Origin of the sequence: uncultured Caballeronia sp. (assembly GCF_964243625.1) — a bacterium.
Taxonomy (GTDB): domain Bacteria; phylum Pseudomonadota; class Gammaproteobacteria; order Burkholderiales; family Burkholderiaceae; genus Caballeronia.
Window position 1 is genome coordinate 1 of sequence record NZ_CAXTGZ010000529.1, and the last position, 4,209, is coordinate 4,209.

The following is a 4,209-nucleotide window of genomic DNA, read 5'->3' on the forward strand; positions in this document are numbered from 1 at the left end:
AGGCTAAGATGACATTTTGAAGCACCGGCTAAACACCGTGTGGCGGGCAGAAGCGGCTTACCGGCAACGGTTTCGCGCCCACCCAAGCGAGCGGTTCTACACCCCGCGGCGCGGGAGAACAATTTCCTTGTTTTGGTGTATCGTGGCGAGCATTCAAACGCGGGCCTCGAATTCAGAGAGGTATCTACATAATGAGCGAATCGATCAAACATATTAGCGACGCATCCTTTGACCAGGACGTCACGAAGTCGGATAAACCCGTTCTGCTCGATTTCTGGGCTGAATGGTGCGGTCCCTGCAAGATGATTGCGCCCATCCTCGACGAAGTTGCCAAGGATTATGGCGACCGCCTGCAAATCGCGAAGATCAATGTGGATGAACACCAATCCACGCCCGTGAAGTTCGGTGTGCGCGGCATCCCCACGCTGATCCTCTTCAAGAACGGCGCGGTTGCAGCGCAAAAGGTCGGCGCCTTGTCGAAGTCGCAACTGACAGCGTTTCTGGACAGCAACCTGTGAGATCGAATCCGGGACGCCGGCGTCAGGCAACGTATTCGGCGACCCGGATTCAGCAGCAAGTCTGTATTAGTGCACGGCCTGGCTTCGGTGCCAGGCCACACAAGTGAAAAGCAAGTAAAAGCGATTAGCTGCACCTGTGGGATTCCCGCGAAATGTTGTGCGACCACAACATGCGCGAGTTCCATCGCCACCAGGCCTTTTCGAGGCTCCGTCGGCATGTGCTATGCTAGAATCCTAAGACTGCAAGACCAAGACGGTTTAGGTCCTTGAGCGTTCAGCTCACTTCTCCTCCCAAATTCTCTGTTGTACCTCTTCTCCCTGGCGGGAAATCCGTATGCATTTATCCGAGCTCAAGTCTCAGCACGTCTCCGCATTGATCGAAATGGCCAATGGCCTGGAGATCGAAAACGCCAATCGCCTGCGCAAGCAGGAATTGATGTTCGCGATTCTTAAAAAGCGCGCCAAGACCGGCGACACGATTTTCGGCGACGGCACGCTCGAAGTATTGCCGGACGGCTTCGGCTTCCTCCGCTCACCCGAGACTTCATACCTCGCCAGCACGGACGATATCTACATCAGCCCGTCGCAGATCCGCCGCTTCAACCTGCATACCGGCGACACCATCGAAGGCGAAGTGCGCACCCCGAAAGACGGCGAGCGTTATTTCGCGCTGGTCAAGGTGGACAAGGTCAACGGCCAGGCGCCGGAAGCCTCGAAGCACAAGATCATGTTCGAGAACCTGACGCCGCTGCACCCGAACAAGCCGCTGCCGCTCGAGCGCGAAATGCGCGGAGAGGAAAATGTGACAGGCCGGATCATCGATATGATCTCGCCTATCGGCAAGGGGCAGCGCGGGTTGCTGGTGGCATCGCCGAAATCGGGCAAGACCGTGATGCTGCAGCACATTGCGCACGCCATCAAATCGAATCACCCGGATATCGTGCTGTTCGTGCTGCTGATCGACGAACGCCCGGAAGAAGTGACGGAAATGCAGCGCTCGGTGGTCGGCGAAGTGATCGCCTCCACCTTCGACGAACCCGCCGCGCGCCACGTGCAAGTCGCGGAAATGGTGATCGAAAAGGCCAAGCGCCTGGTCGAAATGAAGCACGACGTGGTCATCCTGCTCGACTCCATCACGCGTCTCGCGCGCGCCTACAACACGGTCGTGCCGGCTTCGGGCAAGGTGCTGACCGGTGGTGTGGATGCCAACGCGCTGCAACGTCCGAAGCGGTTCTTCGGCGCGGCGCGCAATATCGAGGAAGGCGGATCGCTGACCATCATCGGTACGGCACTGATCGAAACCGGCAGCCGCATGGACGACGTGATCTACGAAGAGTTCAAGGGCACCGGCAACATGGAAGTGCATCTGGAACGCCGTCTTGCTGAAAAGCGCGTTTATCCGTCGATCAACCTGAACAAGTCGGGCACGCGCCGCGAAGAACTGCTCATCAAGCCTGACCTGCTCCAAAAGGTCTGGGTGCTGCGCAAGTTCATTCACGACATGGACGAAGTCGAGTCCATGGAATTCCTGCTCGACAAGATCCGCCAGACCAAGAACAACGCTGAATTCTTCGATCTGATGCGCCGCGGCGGTAGTTGAGCCCCGACGGTCCAACCGAACACGAAAGCCGTCCGCATTGCGGGCGGTTTTTTTTCGTCCATCGAGACCCGCACCGGGATTCCCAACGTGTACGTTCACGTTCATGTTGATCTATAATTCACGGAAACCTTTCTCGCCGGAACGCAAACCGGCCAACGTCATGTCCGAAGAACTTCTGACCGTGCGCGACGCCGCCGAGCGGCTCGGAGTCACCCCCCGCACGCTGAAATACTACGAAGAACGCGGCCTTGTTGTGCCGAGCCGGAGCGAGGGGCGGTATCGGCTATATGACGCAGACGATCTGGAAAGGTTCGGGCGCATTCTCCGGCTTCGCTCGCTCGGATTCTCGCTGCACGGGATTGTCGAGATGCTCAAGCGGCCGCTCGAAAAAACCGAGGCGGGCCACAACCGTTATTCGCCGGATTCGTTGGCCGGAATCAAGAATGGCTTGCAACAGCAACTCGATGCCATCGATACCCGTATCGAAAACGTGCGTCGAGAACTGAAAGAAGCGCAGACCGTACGCGCGGAGTTGCGGCTCGATCTGGATTACGTGGAAGCGCGGCTTGCAGGCCAATCCGCCGAAGCGCTCCTCGAACAACAATCGAAGACGCGCGCCAAACCGGGGAGCAAGAAGTAATGAGCGCGCGGGCGCCGGTATTCGCAGTCGAGCGGCTGCGAGGCGACTTCTTCCCGTGGGTGCTGGCGCTGGTAACGGGCCTCGATTACTTCGATAACGCCATCTTCTCGTTCTTCGCGAGCTACATTGCGGGCGGCATCAATGCATCGCCGGACGAGCTCGTGTGGTCATCGAGTGCTTACGCGGTCGCGGCCGTGCTCGGGATCTTGCAGCAGCAATGGTGGGTCGACCGGCTGGGGCATCGGCGATACGTGGCTGGTTGCATGTTGTTCTACGCGTGCGGCGCGATCCTGTCGGCGCTCACAGAAACCTCGCTGGAACTCATGTTCACACGCGGCCTTCAAGGCTACTTCATCGGTCCGATGATGGGCGCCTGCCGCATCCTGATCCAGATCAGCTTCACGCCGCAAAAACGCGCCGGCGCGACGCGCGCCTTCCTGCTGCTGATCGTGGGCAGCAGCGCGATCGCGCCGTTGTTCGGCGGCTGGCTGGTATCGCATTTCGACTGGCGCGCGTTGTTCGCATGCACGGCGCCGGTGGGTTTCGCGTTCGCGGGCCTTGCGATGCTCGCGTTGCCCGATTCGGGCAATGTTCATCGCGATGAACGCGGCGCCACGTCCTTCTGGCCATATCTGGTGTTTGCGTTCGCCCAGGGCGCATTGCAAATCGTGATGCAACAGGTTCGCTTCGAGCACTTCACCACCTCGCCGACGCTCGTGACGCTGACGGCAGCCGGCATCGGCGCGCTGGTCTGGTTTGCGTGGCATCAGTGGCATCACCCGGCCCCACTCGTTCGCCTTCACGCGCTGCGCGAGCGATCGTTCCAGGTTGGCCTCGTGCTGTACATGCTCTACTACTTCGAGTCCACGGGATTCAGCTATCTGATCTCGCGGTTTCTGGAACAAGGACTGGGGTATCCAGTTCAGAATGCCGGACGGCTCGTGGGGATAACGTCGCTGATATCGGGTTCGGCGCTCTTCCTTTATTTCAAATATACGAAGTACGTCACGCGGAAGAAATGGATCATCGTGCCGGGGTTTGCGATTGCAGCGCTGGTCGGGTGGATGATGACGCGCATGTCGCCGGGCGTGGCGCAAATCGATCTCATCCTGCCGATGCTGCTGCGCGGCTTGCTGTTGCTGTTCATCGTGCTGCCGGTGGCGAACCTCACGTTCAAGATCTTCGCCATCGAAGAGTTCACGCATGGCTACCGGCTGAAGAATATCGTGCGGCAGTTGACGCTCTCGTTTGCGACGGCGGCGGTGATCATCGTGGAGCAGCACAGGCAGGCGCTGCATCAATCGCGGCTCGCCGAAGCCGTGAATCCGTACAATCCGGAGTTCCAGAACGCCGCAGCCACGCTGGCGCACGGGTTTGCCGCTGCCGGCCATACGGCCGGTGAGGCTCACGCGCTAGCCCTCGTGACGATTTCCCGTATGGTCACGCAGCAG

4 protein-coding genes are annotated in these 4,209 nt (G+C 59.3%); all 4 read left to right on the forward strand.

Translation table 11 applies throughout. The features are described from left to right. Positions 1–191 precede the first annotated feature (191 nt). Entirely contained in the window at positions 192–518 is a 327-nt protein-coding gene (gene trxA, locus ACFFAR_RS26300) for a thioredoxin TrxA (protein WP_031356443.1), read from the forward strand. Positions 519–852: 334 nt separating this feature from the next. Then, complete coding sequence (gene rho / locus ACFFAR_RS26305; protein WP_056363952.1) at positions 853–2,118, forward strand: transcription termination factor Rho; 1,266 nt, start codon at positions 853–855, stop codon at positions 2,116–2,118. Between the two features lie 160 nt (positions 2,119–2,278). Continuing rightward, positions 2,279–2,758, forward strand: coding sequence for a MerR family transcriptional regulator (locus ACFFAR_RS26310; protein ID WP_375508751.1), 480 nt, complete (start codon positions 2,279–2,281; stop codon positions 2,756–2,758). Further along, positions 2,758–4,209, forward strand: a 1,452-nt coding sequence (locus ACFFAR_RS26315) for an MFS transporter (RefSeq protein ID WP_375508752.1), incomplete at its 3' end; no start/stop codon positions are given. The genes ACFFAR_RS26310 and ACFFAR_RS26315, both read left to right, overlap by 1 nt.

Excerpts from the sequence above, each read along its gene's own strand:
- rho (WP_056363952.1), top strand. The coding sequence starts at position 853 with ATGCATTTATCCGAGCTCAAGTCTCAGCACGTCTCCGCATTGATCGAA.
- trxA (WP_031356443.1), top strand. The coding sequence starts at position 192 with ATGAGCGAATCGATCAAACATATTAGCGACGCATCCTTTGACCAGGAC.
- ACFFAR_RS26310 (WP_375508751.1), top strand. The coding sequence starts at position 2,279 with ATGTCCGAAGAACTTCTGACCGTGCGCGACGCCGCCGAGCGGCTCGGA.